The following is a 17,867-nucleotide window of genomic DNA, read 5'->3' as shown; positions in this document are numbered from 1 at the left end:
CGATTCTCCTTCCGTGGTGCTTCAACCGTGATCTACGAGTAGCACGAAGCGGACTCACTGGCAAGCTCCTGAGCGCTCTTCCAGGAAGCGCTCAATCTCGCGGCGGCGAAAGCGCACGTAACGACCGAGCCTAATAGCAGGAAGCTCATGCAGGTGGCTGTAAACCCAACTCTTGGGAACACGCAGAATTTGCGCTACTTCCTCAGCATTCAGAAGCACGTCTCCGGTCGGTGGAAAGCCGAGATTTGGAATTGTCGCTGTATTGTCCATCGCGAACTCCGATTGCGAAATTCAAATGGAATGGGCAAGGGTGGAAAATCCCGAACGGGAATGGATAAGGAGCAAATGGGTTAAGGGAAAGGAGTCCGCCCTGCGGATTAGCGCCGTGCCGGGCCTGCGGCCCGGCACCTTGTCGCATGTTGCTTTTCGGCGCTCCGCAGTTCGTGGTGAATCTCATTCACGCTGTTGCAGGAATTGTCGAAATAATGGGTGGTACAGCTTGTATCGTCCGCGCCCGGTTCGAATAAGCAAGCCTTTATCAGTGAGTCTGCTGAAGTACACGCGCTCATATCGTTGATCGAATTGCTTGAGGTTGACTCCTTCCTCGTCGCTTCGCGCTACTGCGCGTAAAAGCTGCACTTCGCGGTCTGTGACGTTGGCGAGATCGGCACGGAATTTCTCCTTTTCGAGGTGCTCAAAGATTTCGGGCCAGTGGCGTGTGGCTTCTAGCGTTGGAGCACTCTGTGCAAGGCCCGCCAACTGGCGACAGATAAACGCTATGAAGTAGGGATGGCCACCCGTTTTTGAGTGTACCCATTGGGCAAGCTCGGTATGATTTGCTGCCGTGCGGAAGACCGCTTTGACGTATTCACCTGTCTCTACCAAGGAAAATGTGTCGAGATACACCTTGTCGTAGAAGCGAACGGCAGGCTCGGCTAGGCTCCTGATATTTGAGAAGTAGTTCATGGGCGCGGAGAAGCAAACGCTGCAATTGATGTTTTCGATGGCGAAGGACTGAAATTGATCGCGCAGTGCCAGTGCGATTCCATCCTGACTCGGCGTATTGAGGTTGTGGAGATCGTCCAGAAGAAAGACGACGCCATTCAGTTGAGTGGGACGAATAAAACGACGCCAAGCATCCTGAATCGCGTGTTTGAGAATTGCCGTTCCAGAGGAAAGAAAGAATTGTTGTGTGTTCCTATCTAATGCGAACGCGCCAACGTTCACGCGCTTGAGCTTCCAATTTTGCAGTTCCCGTCGGATACGAGCTTCGACGGACGGGGAACGCGCAACACAGTCACTGAAGGTGTCCAACAAGGTTTCCGCAAATTGGCGATAGTCGCCTAGCTCTTTTGAGACTGAAAACGGGACGGCCAGCATCTTGAATTCTGGCTCGTCGCACACGGCTGAACATTTCAAGAGAAGACTGCTTTTCCCGATGCCCCATTCCCCTAAGACGGCGAATGACGGGGTTCTACCGGTTGCAACTCCCTGCCTCAAGGCGTTGCGGAATGCCTCAATCTGAAGCTTTCGGCCCACGAATTCATTAGGCTTTGCGGGAAAGTTCGGTTCCGGGATCACAGCCTTCTCCGAATGGAACAAAAGTTACAAATGGAAATTTCCGTTTGTTTCATTTGTTCCAAAGAAAATCCAGTGGCCAAGAGACACGATGGGGCTTGCCTCATGCACGGCCCATCGGGCTGTGTGGAAAGAGTCGGAGAGTGGGTTGTACTCGCTTTTGGAAGTGCGCCCGATGATTGTTAAGCGTTAACTGGCTGGCAATCCCCGCTGTGGTTACGGGGCAGCCAGCAATTCGGTGTTCTCAGGCAGTTTTGGCCGATGCTCTTGTTCTGCTCATGCCACCAATAACGATTGGCTCTTTCTGCGGCAACATTTGCGCCCGTACCCGCTCTGTATTCGCGCTCGAAGTCAAAACGCCAAGCGCTTTGCCACTGATCCATTGGCATGTTGATCGATGCGAGCGCTGTACGAACGTCGCCGAGCCAAGTTGTGTAATCAGCAATCATTTGATGTTCTCCATTGTAACCTCTAAGGCTTTCGCTATTTCCCGTTTTTGGGTGGAAGGCACGATGGCCGACGTTGATACACGTCGCCCATCGTGCGGAGTGGAAGGAGTTGTGGCTGGATTTACTGCGTGGGTGTGTGGTTTGGGGATTCAGTTCAGGATTTTGGGAACGAGGGCGCGATTCTCGACGAAGGCGTAGTCGTTGAACGGCTTTGGCCCGCCAGTCCCGAGTTTCACGAATGCAAGCGAGATGCACTCGTTGCACTTCTCGATAATGCGGGCTTCGCCGAGGATCGTGTCGTTCAGGACGACATAATGCGTGTAGCTGTTGCCGTCACTGGACATAAGCACCTCCAAGGTTTTGTGGATTTGGTGATTTGTGGGAGAAGGAATCAGGGGTGTTTCCGTTTTGTGGTTTTGAGGTGGCGACTAGCGGCGGAATTCCCGTCTGCTGCGTTCAAGAGCAGGCGGTGGATTAACGCACTGCTTAACATCGGCGCGGCAGGCTTCGCACTCCTCGGCATCGTCCTGCACATGCCGTGAGCGCTGATCAATCGTGAAAGCGGGAAGACCGTCGCGACGTAGCTCAGTGACTTCCGCGGATGCATCTTCGGGCGAGAGATTGTGACTGCAGATGCAGTAAACGTGCTTCCGCCAGTCAAAGAGCATCACCAGTTTCAGGTTGACGGACGTGTTCTCATTCGTCTGGCGCATCGCGCACCTCCGGTCAGTTTTGTGGATTTTGGGGAGTTGGATCAGAAGGCTCAGGTCAGAACTTGCGTTCAGATCTGATTCAGAGGGTGGGTTCTTTTTCGGTGGGTTGATCGTCGCAGCCTTTGAATTGTGGCATGTCTTCAAGGAGAACCAGCCCAGGTGGATTGGATCGGGCTGCTGCCTCAATGAGCGCCTCAGGGATTCCGGATTGGCGGAGTGCATCAGGCCGGAACACTAGCCGAGGCTTCGGGCTGCGGTCGTTTGGATCAAGTATTCGCAAGTCAACCAGCGTTCCGTTTTCTTGTTGGTACGCCGGCCAATGCGTGTTGTTGATGGTGACAACGAAGTCGTGCAATTGCTTCACCTCCATTCTTTGTAGGTCTAGCCGTATCCGCCGAAGATTCCGCAAAACTCGTTCGGCTGGACTGCGGAATACCGGCGATTCAAATTGTGGTTGTGCTTCATAGCTAAGAAGGTGCGAATCACTTTCCAATTCCTTCTCGGCCCATTCACGGTCTGACTCGGCGACAAGGCGGATCGTCGAACCGTAGCAGTTTGTAATGAGGTATTTCCAAAACTTCGGCGTCATGGTTTTGCCTCCGTCCACGCGCCGAATGGGTTGTGTTGTGATTGGTGAGTTGCCGCGATCAGTTCCCGAACACGGCCGCGTCTGGCATCTATGCACTCTATGAGTTGGGCGACTTGTTGTGCTTCAACCCATTCCGGCGGAACGTCAGCCGCGATTTCCCAGAGCTTGATCAGATCGAAGGATTCGATTCGGCTAAGCCAGGGCTCGAACGACTGCCATCCGCGGACCTGCTGATAGACGGCCTTGCGCGCATAAACGCCGCGTAATGGAGCGTCCGTGAAATTCCACTCTCCGGCATTGAAGCAGTAGCCGAAGTCAATGAAATGAGCGCGGAAGCATCGGTTCGGTCTTCTGCGGCAGAATACAGCCTGCCGACCGTCACAGTTGCACAGCCATTTATCCAATGCGAAAACGCCAGCGAACTCCTGCAAGTTCTCGATGTTCGGAAGGATCGACTCATGCAGGTAGTCGAAGAGTTCATCCCCTGAAATGAAACGCGAAGCAAATGCCAGGCCGTGTGAACATTTCAGTGTTGAATTGGAAAGCTGTATCACCAGTGACGGCGAACTCTCGACTAGTCTGATCGGCACGTACAAAATCGCCGGTTCTGGAATCGTGAGTCCGACCGCGCGTCCAATCGAGCAGGCGAGCCACTCGTTGGCAAGCACACGCAGAGATTGTGGATTGTTGGCGAACTTGACCACATAGGCATGACCATCACTGGCAGTGAGCATATGCGACTGCGCTCCTCCTCTCATGGCACGTATGTGGCCGGTTGCGATCAACAGTGGTGGTGAAAGCGTTTGTGGGTTCATGGGGTACTCCGAGCGGCAAATCGCCTCGCTCTTCGCGCGAAGCGAAGTGCCTTTTTGTGGTTTGTGGGTGGAATTACGAACGCAAAGGAGTGGGTCTAAATCACAGAAGCCGTTTGCCTCTGCAACTCAGGTTGGTGTGCTTATTGGGGGCTGGTTAGAGGGTTTGTGGATTTACGCTTTAACGCAGGGACACGTCATATCCGAAGTACCGCAGTCCCGCGTTCGAATTCAAGTTTCGTATTGGATATTTGTCAGGATCGAACCATCCCAACAGCTCCTGAACACTCGATTTTCCAAAACCCTTCAGGACTCGGATGCACTGATGCATCGCGGCTTCGAGGGAACCGTTGGGATATAGAACCCTCTGCCATTGATCTTTGATTGTTTGCAGGTCATTGTTCGCTGACTTGAGAAAATTCGTCTTATGGTGCGGTCGGCTGCCCAAGCAGTGGAAGACATCCACGACCTGTTTAGCCTCAGATCGGCTGAGACGGGCGATTCTTGAGCGATTCAGGAGGGTGCGCACCGTTTGCGAACGCTTCACCCGGTCCGCCATGTAACCGGGCTTTGTTTTCGCGAACGTCGCAAATGCAGCAGCTTGGCTTTTCATGTCCTTGAGGCGCTGTGCGGGTGTAAGTTTGCGGGGCGGGCGTTTCGATTGCTGGTATTTGTTGGAGGGCCTGCCCGGGGCCTCATGGAACAAGTAATTTAGGAACGCATCAACCTCTAAGTAGAGCGGCACTTTAGGCCAGATTCGGCCGACTTTCCGATATATACCCGCCAATTCCTGATATCGTTTTCGGAAGACTTCGTAGTCGCCAACGGTGCCGTGTGCGGGTTGCTGCGGAAGCGGCGGCAGCGTATTGAGGTTCCGAGGCGCGCTGCTATTTGGCTCGTCCTGTTTGTTCTTTTTCTGTGTCTTGCCCTTCGGAACGAGCTTGGCGATCCAACCACGCGGTGGATCGTTTGCGACTTTCCACCATTCCTCGAAAAAGTTGACGACCTTGGTGGATTCTTGTGCATCGAGGAAAACACCGGCTTCATAGCGCTGTGTGAATGCTTTACGGGTGAGATTGGCGGAAGTTATCAATGCGCGGTCATCAACAATGAAAACTTTAGCGTGCAGCCCGCGAAGATCTTTGATCGCTCCGTGATTTGCGAACTGCTGAATCGTGACCGGATCAAGCCAACCTATGTTGCTGGTATCCGTGAGCAAGCGAACATCTATGTTGGAATTCTGCTGCCAAACCACATTGACGATGCATCTGGTAGCACGCCATCCCCCTACAAACGGGGAGCTGATCCAAAGTCGATGACGCACTTTGCAGGCCATGGCATTCAGGCCGTCGATTAACGGCTGTCCGGTTGCGACTTTCATATCTGAGTACCAGGAATTTCGGATTAAGAGCATACCGCACGCATCACGAAATTCAATGTCTTGGTTTCGGACTGCGGGAAGGATGGAAGAATCCGAGTCAGAGAGCGCCTTTCGTCTCTCTGACCCGGAAAAGGTGGGTATGGCCTCAGTCAAGCGGCAGCTTCGGGCAAGAACTCTTCGATGATCTTGTATCCGCTGTTGCCCTGGCCGAGTTTTACCAGGCAAGGAAGATGGAGTTCCATTCCGGCTTCGATTTCGCTTGCCGGAATGTCGTAACCGCTCGCTTCCAGACGTTCCGCCAGTTCTTCCGGGCGGCCGAACACGCGCACCGTCTCGCCACCAACATCGACCTTGAGAAAGAGAGATTCGCCCTGACGGGTCTTCATGCGATCAATCTTGGTGACGACCGCAGGAACAGGACTCCCTTTTGTGGTGGAGATGGTGCGAGACCTCATCGGCGGTTTCTTCGCCGCGCTCGGGGAAATTGCCTCCCGAACGAAGTTGCTTTCTGAGGGTGCGGTGTTCTTGGCCGCAAGTGAAGCCAGACGGTCCAACAAATCGTATGCGTAAGACGCGGTTTCCCGGTCCTGAGCCTCATCATTTGTTACACGCGCTTGAACCTCAACTTGCACGCCGTTCTTGCCGTCCGTCTGGACGTTGCGCCGGATGCGAAAGACGAGCGGGGACGCCTCCGTAGTCGGTACTCCATTCGCTTTCATAACGGACCCGTTCCCGTTTCCTGGCGATGGAGGCTGGACCTGCGGAGCCAAGGCGATGATCGCCGCCGCAGCAATGTGCTTGCAAATCCGCCCTTCCTGCGCAATGCGCACTTGGAAATCGGGACAGGTGCAAGAGCCACTGCCGTGCGGATCGAGTCTCACCTCGTATCCAGTTCCGCTCTTGTTAGTCACGACGAACTCCGGGAAGTCGCCTTCAACGCGCAGGCGCTTCGTTTTCATTTCTTCCACTGCCCGGCCCCAGCGATTGCCCGCCTTCGACTGAAGGATGGACAGTGCCAGGGATGCGGATTGTGGAGTTGGTGCTTGGATCGCTAAAGACATTGTGGAATTCTCCTTTTGTGGATTGGTGACCGGAATCGCTGGTCCCGCAAGCGGGTTCAGCCCTCTCACGATTCAGGCCGATTGGGTCGGCATGAGAGAAACGCCGGACATGCATGGATTCTGAGGAGTGGGTAAAGCGGTTTGTGGGTTACGCTTGAGAAGCCAGCATCAATCGCGCAGCGGCATCAGCAGGTGCTGATAGCGGAAGCTGTCAAACACAATCACTTCGGAGATCGCTTGTGGGAAGAGCCTCATTGAGACCGTATCGGTCTCCAGACTCTTCACGTATTGAACCAGGTAGTGGTGATTCAGACCGATGTCCCTGGCTCTTCCTGAGACACGAGCGTGCTCCAGAGCGACACGATTTGCTGTGCCGTCGTTTTCGGCCTTGATGCAGGCTGGCGATTTCGACAATTCGAGTTTCACCGCTGCGTTCTGCGATTTGCGTGCGGTGGCTGACAGTTTCGTCAGTCCGTCCAGCAGTTCGTCGCGCTGAAACACGACTTTGGCTTCGAGCGGCGCTTTGGGAATGACGTTCTCGTAACTCGGGAACTGTCCTTGTCCCCGGCGAGCGATCAGGCCGGATCCGTCCGGCAGCACGAACAAATTGAACTCTTGTTCTGAGCCGCAGGTTGAAAACTGTGCCCAACCAGATTCGCCATCCGCCTGAAGCTTGCTGAGGATGGAGGCTGTCGAGCGGAGCAGAAGAGTCGAGAAGGCAGCGGAATTACTTCCGGTCTTCGCGGCTCCTTCCACCACTGACAGTCGATGTCCGTCTGTGCCCACGACACGAAAAGTCGAATCTCGCATTTCAAGTTTGACAACATCGGTACTGTAACGCGTCGATTCCGTGGAAAGACAAAACAGCGCCTTGGTCAGAGCTGTTTCGAGTGCCGAAGCGAGAATCCGACCTTTTAGACTCAACTCCCCATCAGGAATCTGTGGGAAGTTCTTCGGCTCGCTTGCGGGCAGCACCAGGGTACGGTTGTTGGCGCGCACTTCAAACTTGCCATCGTGAATTCGGATTTCCAGGGTCAGGGCAGATTCTGTTTTCACGGCTTGGTATAACTCCTTCGCTGGAACCAGCACATCAACCGAGTTGGCGATCACGGACGCAGCGAAGGGCATTGAAATATGGATGCTGTTGTCCAAGTCGGTAGCAGTCAACTCTAGATGACCTTTGACAACGCGCCATCGAAAGTTTTCCAGCACCGGCAAGGTTCCTTTCTTCGGCACCACCAGACAGAGTCGCTCCAGTGCGGCCTTCAGTTTTTTGGTTTCTAGGTTCATGGGTTGAGACTCCTTTTGTGGATTGGGGCATCTCCGCGCGTTTGTTCCGCACGGGTATGGGTTGTGGTCTTTGCAGGGTTTGTGGGATCTGGACAGGGTTTGTGGAAGAAAAAACTTGAGGAATGACTTAGCGAACCCGAGGACTACTGACGGCCAAACTCAGTCGCTTTTCTGTGTTCTCGAATTTTGTCGTAGCTGATTGCGAGCCGCGACCCAAGCTCAAGCTTGTCGCCGTAATCCATCACCGGGGCGTTATCGAGGGTTCCAAACAATAGTCGTCGTGCGTCGTCACAGCTCTCTACGCGAACCCACATCCACTCTCCAATGGGATCGGACTCGTCCTTGAACTCGACTTTGACGTAATCCCCCGGCTCGTAAATGGACATGGACTGAATTTTATGGCACCGTGTCTGGTTCATTGGCGGATTCTCCTTTTTTGTGATTTCGAAGGTTTGTGGATTGAGAAAGTTGGAAATGCAATCTAGGCAATTTGGGCAGCAGTTGCCGACGGCGGCGGAACCTGACTTCGAAGGCTCACATCTGACGGCTCGAACGCACGATGAAGCGCGTAGTGAGCAAGGATTTCGAGTTCATAGAGTTGCAGTGTCGAAAGCGGAACTCGCTCGACTGACTCCTGGTGCTGGAACTCGGCCAAGACCTGCCCATCGGAGCGTTTCCTCAGGCTGAATTGATTTGCCTCATCCCCGAACCGAATCGGCACGACTTTTTCGTGATGGATGGCGCGCTGTGTGAACACTGCAAGTGTGGCGAGTTCGTTGCCTTTGGTGACACCGAATTCAGACCGCCAGAGAGGCGTCTGCACTTCGAGTCGCAATCCGTTGCCGGAGACCTGGAGAGCAACCGTCAGCGAAAGGTCGTCGCGAAGGAGTAAATCAATCTGCTCGCAACCGAATAATGCACGTCTCACCAGAGCGCAAAGTGCCTGCACTTCTCCGGGATGCAGGTCGAATCGAGCCACACGCTTCGCCTCATCTCGAACAGCAAAGAAGACCCGTAGTCGGCCCTGATCGACTTGCTCGTAAATCAAGAAGTTGGCAAAGCGGCCGTAAATCTTGTTCTTCGAGGCGCCATTTGCGTTAAACAGGTCACCCTCAGTACAGACCGCTCCCTCGAAAGGACTCTCGGGCTCCCGCGTTTGCGGCTCTGCGACGCCTGAGTCCCGCAACTGAAACTGCTCGATCCGGCGTTCCACAGCTCTCAAGATGGCGAGGAGATAGAGTTGTTGTTCAACCGAGTCAAGACTGGTTTGGAGTTCGACCGAGTCGCGTCGCGGCGTCTGCGCAGCCACAGCCAAAACCGGTCCGCTGCCGCCCACCTCTCCCTGAACTCGACCGTATTGATTGGCAATCAAAGTATTCATGGCAGTTCTCCGTCAGACTTACGCCCCGTCCACGGCTACAATCTCGGCCTCGGGCGCAGTCTCAATTTCGAATTGGATTACAGGTAGGGTGGGCAGAATCTGCTTGGGTATGACCTTCTCTGTGGGAAAAATCAGGGCGCTTAGTGACACAGTGCCGTGCTTGCCGGGGACCTTGATTTGGCGAACACAGTGCCCGATCTTGTCGGCTTCCACGAGGTTTGCGTTCCGCAGGGTGTTATAGAAATGAATGTTCGGAGGAAGAACAACTTTTCGTTCCATGAGACGATCACGGGCCAGATCCAGAGAAAGAGGCACGACTACAGCCGTTCTTTCTCCAGACACCCAGACCTGTGCACCCGGAGCGTTTACGTTCAGTTGTCCTCCCACGATCAACTCTTCCAATGCTTCCAGGAACTGGCCGACCTTACTGTCAGGCCGCGCTGAGAGCGCAACATGGGCGCGTTCTACACTCTTCTGATCCGCCTTCTTTACGCTTTGACCAATCTGGCTCCCCTTGGTTCGGCTATGACTTCCCACCAACGTTTCGGCAATGTGGACGAGGCGCGGAAGCCCAAGGTAGTCCGTATCTTCGGATGACAGAAGGTGATGAACCAGCAAGCAGGAAAGCAGCGCATGAGCGCCATGCTGTCGCTCCGCATTCCATGTGACTGTCAGAGGCTTTCGATCAACTCGGACGAAATCTGCATATGTCTGCTTCAGCGGGTACCAGCGCCGTCCATCCGCTTTCAACGTAAGATCGAACAACTTTCCCAGGTCATGGCACAGGGCGGCGATGAAGGTGGCGTATTGCCAGCGCGGACGATTACGGGAGCTTTGGAAACTGTCTACGCTGCCGTCGGGCTTGCGCTCCATAATAATGTTGCCCTCAAAGGCTTCAAGCGTGCCGAGCGCTACTTCCACGGAGTGGGAGTAAAGCCCACCTGGTTCCGAGTGGTGGTGGTCGGCGCTGGCTGGCAAGTTGCCGACTAAACAGCGGAATCGTCCGAGCAACTTCTCAGCCAGCGAGCGCGCCTTCGGGTCTAGCGAGAGGCGATACAGAATCCGCTCCGTCATGTCTTGAACTTCTGCCAATTCTTTTCCTCTTCGCGGGGGTGCCTCACCTACCCCCAACAGGCACCCCCGGCGGGTACCCCCGGGGGTGGCCGGTAAGGGAATGGTTAAAGGCGTCGCGGCGCGACGCCTTTAACCGTGAATCGCGCCGAAGATTCACCGGGTTCAGGCTACGGCTCCGGTAACCACCTACGCCGCAGCCGGGACCTCTGCCTCAGGCCGAGGACCGATGACGGCGCGGAATGCCGGAACGCCAGTGTTCTTGTTGACGACCCCGACGACCGTCAAAGAAACGTCGGACATCAGCCGCAGATCATGGGGATTGTCGCCCCAAACCTCGACCGCATAATTGGTTCCCGTGCTGTTGTCAGGGTCCAAAATCAGCAGGTTGGTGACGTAAGTTTCTTTGCCTCCGGAGCTGACTTTCCGAGCCAAGCACCTCAGGATTGTGCCGGTCAGTTTCATGGCCTTTCGTGGCCTCCTCGAATTAAGTTGTCGGTGTGGGTGTCGGACTCGTGGGTCGTTGCGTGAATAGATTGAACCGGCAGGATCACGCGGTAGATGCTCAGTGGTTCGGAGAAACCTTGCGTGTACTCTCGCACCTTCGCGTGGCTCACTGCTTTGGAATAGAGCCGACGGCGAGCATCGGAGTTAACTGCTACCACCAGAGAAAGTCGCTCGCCCATCGACCGCCGACACGCGGCAAATCGCCTCACAAAGCCCAATGCTTGTAGTAAGGCGCTGCAGTCCGGACGATCAACAACAGAGATGCACAGACCGCCATCATGCAGGTCCAGGATGAAGGCTTGCCACAGATAGGGCTGACCCCTGCGCTGCGGGAGAGCGTCTGCGGGGCATCCGATCCGCTGCAGGGCGGAGACCCTCCCGTCATGATCCAAGATGAACTCGGCCGGCCAAGTCCTTGCCTCCAGGTAGAAGTTCACTGCCAGCAACCTCCAGCGCACGGTCTCCACCGGATGAACCCGTCTCGCCATCAAATCGGTCCCCAACATCCGAGTCACCGACTTTGTGACTTGGTACACAAGCGGATATGTGACGACCCGACGTAGGAATCTATGGTCCTCCAACCTCTTCAGCCGTTCGAGTACCCGCGTAGGCGAGTTAGCGAGATCGAGCCTCCGCGCTTGATCGACCGTGCAATATCCGCCCATGTATCCCAGAGTTCTCAGGAACTCGCCTGTTTTTTCGTCAAGCGACGCCAGGCGCTCAGAAAACCGAATACTCATCAGCATCCACACTCCCATAGTGAATTCGCCGTGGATTGCTACGAGGGTGATATTTTGTGAACGGTCAGACATGTGATGTGAACCTTCAATCGCGATCAAATTGTGTTAGACGACTTCGTGGATTCCTCCCGGCTAGAACTGCGTTGGTGAGTGGACAACTAGGTTGCGAACACTGAAGACTGCCAACGTGGACACAAACAAACCCAGGATGATTACCGGCACCATGAGGGGCACAGTCGCCCACAGTAAAATCACCGCAGGACACAAGCCCACCCCGGTCAAGGCAAGGCTGAACCGCATCGGTGAGTGAATCTTCACTAAGCTCTTCTGATTCGATCGTGCCCAAGAGCCTTCGAGAAAACCAATCCCAGCAGCGATAATGAATGTTGGCGCAAGATACAAAGCCAGTAGCAGCCGCAGCGTTATCAGTTCGACGGCAGTCCACGTCTTGGTGGCAACCTTCTCACGAAGCCTCGGCGGGAACACTTCGAAAACGCGCGCTGTGTAGGCTGGAATCACGACTTCCAATTCGTTGATCTCCCGTTCGGGCAACACATCCGCAGCACGCCGCCAAGTATGCTGGAGAAGACCTGTGGCCTGTCCGCCAGAGACGAGCGAAGCGGCACATGCCACAAACAGAACAAATGCACCAATCGAAAGCAGTTTCATGACTTCTCCAAGGGAAAGTGGTGCTTCGGGTCGGGCAGTAGTGGAAAACGTGTTTTATACGTGTAGCCGCTCGCGTACAGGAAAGCCTGCCCACGCGGAAGTTTCATGACCCAGTCTTCGCGAACAAGGTTGTCGATCATCTCTGTGGACTGTTGGGAAAAGGTGGCATCGAACGCCAGGCCACGTGGTGCGTGCTTACCGTCCAAGACAGGGCGATAGCTCGCGGACTCGCGCTTCGTGAGAACAGGACCCTGGCCGGCGACATCAGCAAAAGCCTTGGCCGTCGCGTAGTCCGTGGCTCTGAACCATAGTTTTGTGTTCGTGTTATCGAGAATTTGCTGTGCCCCTGCTGGCCCTAGGACGCTCAACAAATCTGCAACGCTTTGGAATGCCAGCACGGCCATGACGCCTTGCCCCCCGGCCTGCGCCAACAAATCGACAAAGCCCGGAAAGACCAGCCTGCCAACCTCATCTACCACGAGCCTCACAGGAGTTTTCGCTTGTTCATAGGCATATGCTCGCCCGATAAAGTTCAGCAGGTCCTGTAAGGCCAGCATTCCAATTGCGTACGCTGTTTCTTTGACGATCATCGAACCCATGAACATGTACACGATGCGCTTGTTTCGGATGGCGCAATCCCAGTCCAGTTCAGGGTTCGGGACCGACATCAGGCTGCGAAAGTCCGGCGTGTCGAGCTTCGAAAGCAGCGGTTTCAACGAGGAAACCATCTTGTCGTAGTGGTCGGGTGGATGCTTGATGAGTCCCAGCAAATACTCATATTCGGGAGTCTGCTCGGGGATCTTGGGTAACAGTTCTTCCAGCGTACCGTTGACCTTCGCGTAACGCGCGATCTTTGAGAGCAGTGGGCGCTCTCCCGCCAGCAGCATCGCCTGCGCGATCACATTGATTACTTCCCACGCGAATGCCTTGAAGGGTTCTGACTGGCCGCCACCTGGAAGTAAGCCAGCGAGCCGGTCGGGAATCTCCATGCCGAGCACAAAATTGTGGAGCGGGTTATAGGTGCAGGAGATATGAGGAAACGCGAGCGAGAAGAATAGAAAATCTTTTTCGCGACCCATCCGCACGGCCGCATCATAGGCTCGATGCAGGACTTTCAAATCGCCCTTCGGGTCAATGAAGATGACGGCTTCATCACCCCGTTCAATGGCTTGCACAACGTCGAGTTGGAGATAGTGGGTCTTGCCAGTGCGAGTCGCTCCGGCCACGAGCATGTGTCCTTCCAGATCACTGAGGGGAAGGAAAGTCGGCTGTTCTCGCTTTCGACCGACCGCGTGAAGCACCGTCACACCGCCAAGATCCCCCGGGCCGCGAGTACGCGAGATGGTTTCGCTCATCCGTTCAACTGCAAGCACTTGATTGGCGCGTTCGGAATTCCACAGGAAGCCGTGTCCCACGTATTGCATCTGGTCTTTGCGGGGCAATTGCGAGAGAGTGAGAGAATCAAGCTCGACTGGCAGACTCTGACTAACCTGTCGCGATCCACGCAGGAGCGCGACCCCTAACAAGGCGATTCCGAACCAACGGCCCTGGGCTCTGCTCAAGAACATTCGATCAGGCATTGAGAAAGACACGACAGCTATCAACGCCCACCCGAATATCAGGTACGGTAATCGTCGAATCTGCGCGACAGCGAAGGACAAATCAGGCTCCTTGCAGTTCATTGTGGATGGGCGATGCGGTGCCGATTGTGGATGATCGTGTTGAACTAAGCGCAAGCGCGTTGAAGAAGCAACGCAACATTTCCTGCGGCCCGGTCGATATCCTCTCGGGTTTTTAGTAGCACGGGGAGGGTGGCAGAAACCACGTCAGCAGTGAGTTCCGTTGCTCCCAAAAGAGTCAGCGCGTCAATCCAATCGAGAGATTCCCGGATCGCGGGCGGCTTCGCCATTCCCAGGTGACGGACAGCGGCGGTGAACCGGGCTGCCTGCGTTGCAAGCTGAGATTCAAACGCGGGCGAATGCGTCGTGATGATTTCGGCCTCTTGATCTGGTGCGGGATAATTCATCCACAACAGGAAGCAACGTCCACGCAGAGCATCCGTCAATTTCCTCTGGGCATTCGACGTTAGCACCACAATTGGCCGATGCGTCGCGACAACCGTACCGAGTTGAGGAATCGAAACTTGGAAGTCCGAAAGAATCTCCAAGAGAAACGCCTCGAACGACGGGCCAGTCTTATCGACTTCGTCGATCAACAACACCGCCTTGCTATCGGACTGCAAAGCTCGCAGGATCGGGCCAGGAATTAGAAAGTCCGGGCTATAAAGCAGTCGCTTCAGATCGGTCCACGTGGTTTGCGATCCGCCTTGACTCTGGCGCATGTATTCGAGTGCAATGCGCTGCAGAGACTCGTTCCACTGGTAAAGCGCCTTCGCCTCGTCAATTCCCTCATAGCATTGCAACCGAATCAAAGGCATATCGAGCGCCTCCGACAAAACCTTCGCTACCTGAGTTTTTCCCGCGCCCGGAGGTCCCTCCAGCAGCAACGGCTTTTGTAAACGAAGAGCGAGATACATCACGTTCGTGGTCTCCGGCTTCGCAATGTAACCGTGCTCCGCCAAGATCATCCCCAGATCGCTGGCTGAAACCAAAGTGCGGCAGTCCTTAATGCTGTCCATTGGTCTGCTTTCCGTTGAGGGCAGCGCGCATGTCTGCCAACTGTGCTTCTAGCGCCTGAATATAGGCTGTCTGTGCCGCGACCAACGATTGTTCCGAGGGTGCGTTCTGATCTTGCATCGCGCTGGCGAAGGCGGAGGAGGCCGCTGACTGCGAGCCTTGATTGCGTCCACCACCGAGATCAATTGCGTTCAGCAAAAATATGCGCAATGGCTGGTTAGTGCTCACGTTCACGATCGGGACGCTCATCGGTTGTTGAAGACGGTTCGACAAGCGATTCCCCTGCACCGCCACTTCTGCAGCCATCTGATTTCTAAGATAGTCGGCCTGGGAAAAAGCCTGATTGAGAGATCCCTGCCCGACAAACTCAGTCGCCACAACCGCTGCACCAGTTCCGATACGAGCGGCTGTGGATAGGACGGGATGACCGCTGCCCTGAGCCTTGCCAACCAAACCGGCGCTTCCGTCTTTCATGAGCGCCAGACCGGAGATCGTCATCTCCCGGTTATTGGGCAACAGTATGGACGTAAATCGCACATTGATCCGGTCCTTCACGGCTCCTGATGTGTAGCCGACCACGCGCGCACCTTGCGGGATAACGACTGAATCGTTCAGTTCGACATTTCTGTCAACAACAGCGATGACCGGCGATTCCAATCCACTACTTATCGCATTGGTCGTATGCGCTACGATCTCTGTACCCGCTGGAAGCTGTGACTGCCGCCCTGGCTGTGGAGATGCATTTGGAGAGGTTGCAGCGGGTGCAGCGGAAATTCTTGCGACGAACACTGTGGCCGGGGTCTGCAATTCATTCGTCATCGTTTGCGGTGAAACGATATTCTGAGTGCCCGCACTTCCTTGATCGCCAGCAACGCCAAGATGCCGCATTGCAGCCATATCTCGACTGCCATTCCCGTTCTGCAAACCGGCCTTCTTCTGCTCCGTACTTGCAGACTTATCGCTGGAGATAAGTTGATTCTCGGTTACGGGAGCCTGGGCATCAGCAGCACCAGCGGCACGCTTTTGAGTGTCTGCCTCGCTGAGTCCCGTGGGCTGACGAAAATGGCTTGGGACGGTACTCTCAGGTTTCGAAAAGAGATATAGCAAGCCCGTTGCAATGAGTAACAGCACCCCGGCGGACATCATGATTGGAGCTACGCGTAAGTGACCTGTCGAGTTCGACGCCTGCGCCTGCTGGCCTTGGAAGATGCTCTGCATCTTGTTCGCGAAGCGTCCAAAGCCGCTGAGCCTTTCAGCTCCACGAATCTCATCGAGGGCTTGCGTAGCAAGTTCTTGGTCGCGTTCGATCTCCGAGGCTAATGCGGCCTCGTCTCGCTCAATGACTGCTGTCTTCGAGGGCTTGTCCATATCAGTTGCTCCGAGGCTATTCAATACGGAACGTGACCGGGTGATCTGCCACTGCACGATTCGACACCGAGAGCACGACCTGCTGGTCGCTGTCATGAACCGGAGGCTTAAACGCAACCAAACAGATGGCGCGTCCGCCAGGAGGTAGCTGCCTGACTGAAACTATGGAATCGGCAAGCTGAACAGGCTCGACCTTCGCAGGAACGCCTTTCTTGCGATCTTTTCCTTTATCTGCTGTTGTCACTAAATTGATCTGAGGATCTTCGAGGTCAACAACCGCTGCAGATGTGTTCTCGATGTCGAATGAGACAAGAGCAAGTTCGTCCAGTCGCTCGGTTCTGTAGGGATGCAGGGTCAGGCCACCTGCTACGATGCTGGCCCGCTTCCGAGAGCCCTTTCGCACGTCATCGAGCATCTTCTCGGTGAGTTCTTTTCTGGCGTGGTCGCGCTTCGCCCTTTCAGTAACTTCGGGGTCCAATTGTGCTGGCGCAGGATTGTGACGCACCGGAGGCTCTGCAACCGGGTAATTGATCGAGTACGCTGTCTCCGCCAGCTTTCCGGACTTCAGCATGATGTTGACCACGCGCCCGGACGCCATATAGACGAGCATGTTGGTCTCGATTGGCGACTTTGCCTTTTCTGCCGACGCCCGTATTTGTTTCACAATGGCATAGTGCGGATCGTCCTTATCGGCCTCTGCAAGGAAATAGTTGCTGTCTCCTAGCGCAATGCGGCGAATTGAGTCAGCCTTCGGAAACTGCACTAACACAGCGAAATGTGGAGCGGTTGAAATGGCGTATGGCCGGACCAGTGGCACAACGCCAGTATCGTTTCCATCAGGATTCGTCTTTGGTTGCTGCACAGCACCACCAGCTTGGGACTGAGCCAGACAGCCAACGGCAATGGATAGCAACAGCGTGAGTTGGACAATCGATTTCATTGCTGTAGCACCTCTTCCTTGTAATCGGCCACTTCCAACCCGCTCCAGCCGTTGCCACCGGCGCGAGGCACAGGTGCGAGCCGTATCATGTATTTCACGAGCAGCTCCTTCTTGTTTTCCTGGCCGTTGACCAATGTCGTGATGCGCTTCTGTCCAAATACAACTGCTGTGTATGGGTCTCCTGAGACCAGTTCTGCTGACTTGACCGCAAGCGTCGCGGTGACGTTGTTGTCACGCACGGTATCGACAAAATGCTGTTCGTTGAGCTGCGCAAGGATGTGTTGCCGCAACGTGTTCGTCATCTGGTTTAACGCCATTGTCGTATTACGCTTCACTGTGACAGGGTCGATGTTCACGAACCGATCCAAGAAACTCCCGACGAACGACAGTTTTTCGGCTTCGTCCGGTTGTTGTTGCGCCGCAGTCTCTGCCACCCCTACGCCCGAACCGTTCAAGGAGGAAACTTTGCCATCCTGCACACGGAGCAAAATCGGCGGTTTTAATTGCGCCAGGATTGCCGAGATCATCGCGACCATCGCGACACTACACGCAAGCAAAGCGACCCTCGATGCACGGCGTGCCTGGACAGCCAAGTGGGTGTAGAAGTCGCAATAATCACCAAGCTCCAGCTTCTTCTGTTGCATGTCATCACTTGAAACCGATGTGACAGTGCTCATACAGT

Annotated in this window: 21 protein-coding genes; all 21 read right to left on the bottom strand. The window is 54.9% G+C overall.

The genetic code is table 11. The annotated features are described in order from the left end of the window. Positions 1–54: 54 nt before the first annotated feature. The gene (locus VN577_08085; GenBank protein HWR14774.1) at positions 55–270 is read right to left on the bottom strand and encodes a helix-turn-helix domain-containing protein; all 216 of its coding nucleotides are present in this window, start codon (positions 268–270) and stop codon (positions 55–57) included. Between the two features lie 183 nt (positions 271–453). Next, positions 454–1,539, bottom strand: coding sequence for an ATP-binding protein (locus tag VN577_08080; GenBank protein HWR14773.1), 1,086 nt, complete (start codon positions 1,537–1,539; stop codon positions 454–456). Positions 1,540–1,760: 221 nt separating this feature from the next. After that, entirely contained in the window at positions 1,761–2,027 is a 267-nt protein-coding gene (locus VN577_08075) for a hypothetical protein (GenBank protein HWR14772.1), read from the bottom strand. A gap of 149 nt (positions 2,028–2,176) precedes the next feature. Beyond that, complete coding sequence (locus VN577_08070) at positions 2,177–2,371, bottom strand: hypothetical protein (protein ID HWR14771.1); 195 nt, start codon at positions 2,369–2,371, stop codon at positions 2,177–2,179. An 84-nt stretch (positions 2,372–2,455) separates the two neighbouring features. After that, a complete protein-coding gene (locus VN577_08065; GenBank protein ID HWR14770.1) occupies positions 2,456–2,740 on the bottom strand; it encodes a hypothetical protein in 285 nt (94 codons plus the stop codon). 79 nt (positions 2,741–2,819) lie between these two features. After that, positions 2,820–3,329 carry a hypothetical protein gene (locus VN577_08060; GenBank protein HWR14769.1) on the bottom strand — a complete coding sequence of 170 codons (510 nt, stop codon included), beginning with the start codon at positions 3,327–3,329 and terminating at the stop codon, positions 2,820–2,822. Continuing rightward, positions 3,326–4,144 carry a HipA family kinase gene (locus VN577_08055; protein ID HWR14768.1) on the bottom strand — a complete coding sequence of 273 codons (819 nt, stop codon included), beginning with the start codon at positions 4,142–4,144 and terminating at the stop codon, positions 3,326–3,328. The genes VN577_08060 and VN577_08055 overlap by 4 nt, the downstream gene beginning before the upstream one ends. Before the next feature lie 178 nt (positions 4,145–4,322). Then, entirely contained in the window at positions 4,323–5,522 is a 1,200-nt protein-coding gene (locus VN577_08050; GenBank protein HWR14767.1) for a phospholipase D family protein, read from the bottom strand. A 149-nt stretch (positions 5,523–5,671) separates the two neighbouring features. After that, the gene (locus tag VN577_08045) at positions 5,672–6,583 is read right to left on the bottom strand and encodes an SWIM zinc finger family protein (protein ID HWR14766.1); all 912 of its coding nucleotides are present in this window, start codon (positions 6,581–6,583) and stop codon (positions 5,672–5,674) included. A gap of 168 nt (positions 6,584–6,751) precedes the next feature. Continuing rightward, complete coding sequence (gene dnaN, locus VN577_08040; GenBank protein HWR14765.1) at positions 6,752–7,873, bottom strand: DNA polymerase III subunit beta; 1,122 nt, start codon at positions 7,871–7,873, stop codon at positions 6,752–6,754. 143 nt (positions 7,874–8,016) lie between these two features. Further along, complete coding sequence (locus tag VN577_08035) at positions 8,017–8,292, bottom strand: hypothetical protein (protein HWR14764.1); 276 nt, start codon at positions 8,290–8,292, stop codon at positions 8,017–8,019. 62 nt (positions 8,293–8,354) lie between these two features. Continuing rightward, positions 8,355–9,254, bottom strand: a complete 900-nt coding sequence (locus tag VN577_08030; protein HWR14763.1) for a hypothetical protein — start codon at positions 9,252–9,254, stop codon at positions 8,355–8,357. An 18-nt stretch (positions 9,255–9,272) separates the two neighbouring features. Further along, positions 9,273–10,346, bottom strand: coding sequence for a TraI domain-containing protein (locus tag VN577_08025; protein ID HWR14762.1), 1,074 nt, complete (start codon positions 10,344–10,346; stop codon positions 9,273–9,275). A 168-nt stretch (positions 10,347–10,514) separates the two neighbouring features. Next, positions 10,515–10,790: a hypothetical protein gene (locus VN577_08020; GenBank protein HWR14761.1), complete on the bottom strand. Its 276-nt coding sequence runs from the start codon at positions 10,788–10,790 to the stop codon at positions 10,515–10,517. Further along, a complete protein-coding gene (locus VN577_08015) occupies positions 10,787–11,644 on the bottom strand; it encodes a hypothetical protein (protein ID HWR14760.1) in 858 nt (285 codons plus the stop codon). The genes VN577_08020 and VN577_08015 overlap by 4 nt, the downstream gene beginning before the upstream one ends. Positions 11,645–11,704: 60 nt before the next feature. Then, on the bottom strand, positions 11,705–12,241 hold the full coding sequence (locus VN577_08010; GenBank protein ID HWR14759.1) for a hypothetical protein: 537 nt from the start codon (positions 12,239–12,241) through the stop codon (positions 11,705–11,707). Further along, positions 12,238–13,803, bottom strand: coding sequence for a type IV secretion system DNA-binding domain-containing protein (locus VN577_08005; protein HWR14758.1), 1,566 nt, complete (start codon positions 13,801–13,803; stop codon positions 12,238–12,240). Before VN577_08005 ends, VN577_08010 begins: the two co-directional genes overlap by 4 nt. Before the next feature lie 164 nt (positions 13,804–13,967). Beyond that, positions 13,968–14,879 carry a MoxR family ATPase gene (locus VN577_08000; GenBank protein ID HWR14757.1) on the bottom strand — a complete coding sequence of 304 codons (912 nt, stop codon included), beginning with the start codon at positions 14,877–14,879 and terminating at the stop codon, positions 13,968–13,970. After that, a complete protein-coding gene (locus VN577_07995) occupies positions 14,866–16,245 on the bottom strand; it encodes a TrbI/VirB10 family protein (protein ID HWR14756.1) in 1,380 nt (459 codons plus the stop codon). Before VN577_07995 ends, VN577_08000 begins: the two co-directional genes overlap by 14 nt. A 16-nt stretch (positions 16,246–16,261) precedes the next feature. Beyond that, positions 16,262–17,185, bottom strand: coding sequence for a hypothetical protein (locus tag VN577_07990; protein ID HWR14755.1), 924 nt, complete (start codon positions 17,183–17,185; stop codon positions 16,262–16,264). Beyond that, a complete protein-coding gene (locus tag VN577_07985; GenBank protein HWR14754.1) occupies positions 17,182–17,862 on the bottom strand; it encodes a hypothetical protein in 681 nt (226 codons plus the stop codon). Before VN577_07985 ends, VN577_07990 begins: the two co-directional genes overlap by 4 nt. Positions 17,863–17,867 lie beyond the last annotated feature (5 nt).

It is taken from the genome of Terriglobales bacterium (assembly GCA_035561515.1).
In the GTDB taxonomy this organism is placed as follows: Bacteria; Acidobacteriota; Terriglobia; order Terriglobales; family Acidobacteriaceae; genus DATMXP01.
Note: the sequence above shows the minus strand (reverse complement) of the source record. Positions and strands in the feature narration are given on the sequence as shown.